Source organism: Coleofasciculus sp. FACHB-712, from assembly GCF_014695635.1.
In the GTDB taxonomy this organism is placed as follows: domain Bacteria; phylum Cyanobacteriota; class Cyanobacteriia; order Cyanobacteriales; family FACHB-T130; genus FACHB-T130.
In genome coordinates this window covers 1-4,240 of record NZ_JACJOQ010000037.1, presented here as the reverse complement: position 1 = coordinate 4,240, position 4,240 = coordinate 1, and the positions used below count along the sequence as shown (strand labels likewise).

4 protein-coding genes are annotated in these 4,240 nt (G+C 50.9%); all 4 read right to left on the bottom strand.

From position 1 onward, the window contains the following. Window positions 1-566, bottom strand: a 566-nt coding sequence (locus H6F50_RS00605; protein ID WP_347277118.1) for a glycosyltransferase, incomplete at its 3' end; no start/stop codon positions are given. 67 nt (window positions 567-633) lie between these two features. After that, entirely contained in the window at window positions 634-2,316 is a 1,683-nt protein-coding gene (gene hpsL, locus H6F50_RS00600) for a hormogonium polysaccharide biosynthesis protein HpsL (protein WP_190425156.1), read from the bottom strand. 103 nt (window positions 2,317-2,419) lie between these two features. Then, complete coding sequence (gene glmM / locus H6F50_RS00595; RefSeq protein ID WP_190425153.1) at window positions 2,420-3,883, bottom strand: phosphoglucosamine mutase; 1,464 nt, start codon at window positions 3,881-3,883, stop codon at window positions 2,420-2,422. A 73-nt stretch (window positions 3,884-3,956) separates the two neighbouring features. Further along, window positions 3,957-4,240, bottom strand: a 284-nt coding sequence (locus tag H6F50_RS00590) for an ATP-binding protein (protein WP_242028844.1), incomplete at its 5' end; no start/stop codon positions are given.

The window sequence follows — 4,240 nt, the reverse complement described above, 5'->3', positions numbered from 1 at the left end:
CGCTCATCAAAATGCAGTCCGTGCTTCGTAAAAATTTCTCGCCGGAAAGACATATTGCAGCCTCTGGCAGTCAGAACGCGCTGCGGCTTCACGGTATGCACTAAGTCAATGTGGTACCAGGCAATTCCAGGGTCCATCGCTTCTGGGGGCAAATCCTCAATCGTCAACTTATTGCCGGAATCTTCCAACTTCATCCGGTCAAATACTCGCCCTGCCACCGCACCCACTTCCGGACGCTCTAAATAATTGCGAGCATGAGCCTCTAAATATCCAGGCTTTAGCAGGACATCATCATCCAGAAATAACACAATTTCCCCAACTGCCCGCCGTACCGCATAATTTCGGGCACCCGGTAAACTTGCCCAATCTACGCGAAACCAACGAATTTTACCGCTGTTTGCCAACTCCTCAAGATACGCTTGAGTTTCGGGCTGGTGCGTGGCGGTTTGATCGACCACTAGCACTTCAAAGGCTGGGTAGTCTTGCAGCAAGACATCTTTGAGCGTGTCTCGCAAAGGTTCTTCACGTCCGTAAGTGGGGATAATAACCGAAATCAAAGGCTTCACGGTTTACTGCTCCGAAATGCAATTGAATACTGAGCGATCGCTGAATAGTGAGCGATCGCTGCCTTAATTATGTGGCAGGTACCGGGCTTGTTTTGCCGACAGTACGCTTTCCAGATGATTTGCGGCGTCCTTTCTTCTTCGTTTTAGCCTCATCATTTTCCTCCTCTGCCAATCGCTTCTCTTGTTCCTGCTTATCTATTTCTGGCAATTTAAAAATAACACCGGCAAAAAACCAGTAATAAATTGCCACCTCGGTATCCAAGGGATACCAGTAAGTGTTATAACTTAGCACTAAAATCAAAACCCAAAAACTGGCACCAAAACTGCGTAAACTTTTGTCTTTCACCGAGCGGTAAATTTTGAAAGTAATCGCTGTCAAGCAAGTCACGAAAACTAGAAACGCCAACGTGCCTGCCGGGCCAATTTCGTATAGAACCTTAGGGTAGTAAGTTTCAACCAGCGCTGCATCACCAAAAATTCGGGTGGAATTGGTAGCCGTTCCCAAACCGCGTCCCAAAAATCCCCGCTGTTTCTTCATTGCCCAATTAAATTGCTCCACAATAAATGCTTGGGGAGGTGAAGCATTCCAGCGGCTGACAAAACTATCGATCCGCTCCTGAATTAAAGCTGGGTTGGCGGCGGCGGCGATGCTCAACACCACACCTAGCCCGACTCCAACGGGGATAAACCGTTTGAGGTTCGCTACTTGTCCTGTAAGCACCAGCAGCAGTACGAAGACAACGGGAACCAGCGACAGGGCAATTCTTTGACCGGAAATCACCGCATTGGCAAAGACAAGTGCCATACCGACTAAACCACCAATCCGCCAGAAAAACGAAGTGTCACAGAAGGCAGTTGCAAAGGTAAAAAAGGCGTTGGAAATCAGGAACCATGCCCAGTGCCAAGGAGAGACAAACGTACCTGGTAAGCGAATCATCCCGACTTCCGGGCTGTAAACCAAAGCGCCACCGACAAAACACTTGGCATCCAGGGTTGCCTTAAACAAAGCATCAGCAACCAGTCCTCTGGTACCAGCACATCTACCGCTAGTCAGCATCGAGTACTGAATAAAGCCAAGGATACAGCAGATGATGGCGAGAACCAGATGCATTCGCGTCAGGAAGAGCAATTCCTTTTTTGTCCGAATCAGATAGTAGGCGCAAAAAGCCAGGGGAACGTACCCCAGAAAAACTTTTAGACCCAAAACTCCCTGCAAAAAGGGTTGTCCCGACCTACCGCCCGAAAATTGTAGGAAGCCGTTAACAAGAAACAGCGTCAGCCCAGAAAAGACTAACAGAATGTACAAGCTCGGCTTGATCTCTTTGGAAATCAGGATGGGTAGCTTTTTCCTTTGACAGTCCTTTACTAGAGCAATCAATGCGGGAATATAGATTCCATCTTTAGCCAGCTGGAATACAGGATTCCCGCCGCCAATCCAGTAGGTGACGGTGCCATTAATCGGTAGGTAAAGGAGGAATGCCCATAGGGCTTTGCGGGGATATTTGTAGGAAAACCCCAGCGCCGGAATTGCTAAAGAGGCTAAGGCTGCTTTTGGTCCAGCGGCGAGAAATAGGAAGATAGCAAGAACGGCGGCAATCCCCACGCTGGCAAAGGTAAATTGAGTGAATTCTTTTCGCGCCTGCTGCGCCTTGCGCTTTTGGGCTAACTGCTCCTTAAGACTTAGGGTTGGCGTTTGAGACTGCTGTTTTGTATTTTTAGACTTTTTGGATTTTAGCTTTGATTTCGGCATGGGGGAGCTTGAAGCTGCCGGTACCCATCGATTTTGGCATACATGATTTGAGATGCGTGGATTAGCGATCGCATCCACCTATCCACGCATCTCTTTCTCAAAATCACGCCAGATGTTGTTCGACGGCGAGAACCAGCTGTTCTGTCCAGTGATTTGTTAAGTCGGCACTGGCGGCTTCCACCATAACTCGGATGACGGGTTCGGTGCCAGAGGCGCGAACTAAAATTCTTCCTTGGTCTCCCATCGCTGCTTCCGCTTGAGCGATCGCATTTGTCACAGCGTCGCACTCTTGCCAACGCCGTCTCTTTTCGCGGTCTTCCACCCGCACATTCCGCAGTAGCTGCGGATAAGTCTGAAAGCTTCCATCGATCAGTTCCGAGAGGGATTGACCAGTGCTATGCACCAGTGCTGCTATATGTAAAGCGGTCAGCAAGCCATCTCCAGTGAGACTGTAATGGTGGCAGAGGATGTGTCCCGATTGCTCGCCGCCCAGCTTTCCCCCAGTCCGGAGCATTTCCGCCTGTACGTACTGATCGCCAACGGCTGTCCGCACGAAAGAACCGCCTAGCTGTTTCCAGGCGCGTTCAAAGCCTAAATTTGCCATGACGGTCGCCACGAGCAAATCTCCAGGCAACTGTCCAGCTTGCCTCAGGGTATTGCCCCAAAAATAGAGGATATAGTCGCCGTCAACGACGCGACCTTGGGCATCGACTGCCATGACTCGGTCGGCATCTCCATCAAAAGCAAAGCCTAAGTCGGCACCGTGCTGCTTGACGGCTGACTGGAGGGAGCCGAGGTGAGTCGAACCGCAATTTACATTGATGCGATCGCCGTCGGGACGATCGTGCAAGCAGATGACTTCTGCCCCCATCTCTTGAAACACCGCTGGTGCTAGATGAACCGCTGCGCCCCAAGCCAGATCCAGCACGACTCGCAACCCTTTTAGCCCGATCCCTGGTGCGAGCGATCGCTTCAGCAAGTCCAGATAATTTGTCACTAACTCCGGTCGATGATAATGCTGTCCCCAGCTACCATTCAACGTGGCGAAATTCGCCCTTCCTCTTAAAGCCGCTTCAATGTCCTGCTGCAATGCGGGGGGTAGCTTTGTACCATCCGATCCAAAAAACTTGATTCCGTTATCTTCTGGCGGATTGTGGCTAGCAGAGATCATCACCCCGCCTACGGCTTGGGAGGCGCTGGTGAGATGAGCCACGCAGGGAGTCGGGCATAGCCCTAGATTCCACACTTCCAGTCCCGCTGACGTTAAACCAGCGGCAAGCGCCATTGCCAGCATATCGCTGGAGTTTCTAGAATCCTGCCCTAAAATCACCGGCCCTGAGGTGGTTGCCGATGCCCGCAGCACTTGACCTGCCCAAAAGCCCACTTGCAAGGCTAGGGATGCACTCAACAATTCTCCAGCTTTTCCGCGAATGCCATCGGTGCCAAACAGGGGAGTCGTTGGCAACGCGAGGAAACTGGAAGCAGGATTATTACCAATCCGGATGCCTGGTTGCTCTACCTCAGTCACAGGACTAGAGAGCTGAGGACGGCTTGGGGATGAAACCATATTTTTAAACCACTCCAACACACAACACACTTACAGTGGAGGATAGCACCTTCCGGAATAACCCAAACCTCTCTTAGGGTCTGCCGTTGGCTTGCTCTAGCTCAAGGCGGCTGCTGAGTGCGATCGCATTCGGATGTTTGCTGGGCAAGACTAGTGCAAACTCAGTTCCCTTCCCCGGCTGCGAATTCACCTCAATTTTGCCTTGATGCTTTTCCATAATTTGGGCGCAAATTGCCAGTCCTAGCCCGGTACCTTTTCCCGCAGGCTTAGTCGTGAAGAAGGGATCGAACAGTTTGTTTTGAATATCTGGGGGAATACCGAGACCGTTATCTCTAATCCGCACTCGTACAAACCCGG